Annotated in this window: 1 protein-coding gene; it reads right to left on the bottom strand. The window is 39.7% G+C overall.

Going from position 1 to position 330, the window contains the following annotated elements:
- A partial coding sequence (locus HXW94_RS19030) for a hypothetical protein (protein ID WP_178368443.1) occupies positions 1 to 330 on the bottom strand: 330 nt, incomplete at both ends.

The following is a 330-nucleotide window of genomic DNA, read 5'->3' as shown; positions in this document are numbered from 1 at the left end:
CGTCATTTCAAAACAGGTTATCACCAACAGTTTTCTCAAGCCGTAGTCAATACTTAGTATCCTGTTATTATTTTCCTGTTTCTGGTTTGCTATCTCGGTTTTATAGTCAATAATAACCTGGCCCTCAGCACTGATCCTTATGTCGGGAGGTTTAACATCTTCCTGCTTATCAGCAATAAAGTCGGGCATTGAAATCTGAAATCCTTCCCATTTCCAGCTTTTACGACTGACTGAAGATGTCTCTTTCAGAACTTTAATTTTGCCTGTCAGATAACGCTTTTTCTTAAATTCCGATGTGCCCTCTATTTTGATGAACTGTCCGTCATCCGG

Origin of the sequence: Desulfobacter latus (assembly GCF_013389365.1) — a bacterium.
GTDB lineage: Bacteria > Desulfobacterota > Desulfobacteria > Desulfobacterales > Desulfobacteraceae > Desulfobacter > Desulfobacter latus.
The sequence above is the reverse complement of the archived record's forward strand: the minus strand, read 5'-3'. Positions and strand labels throughout refer to the sequence as shown.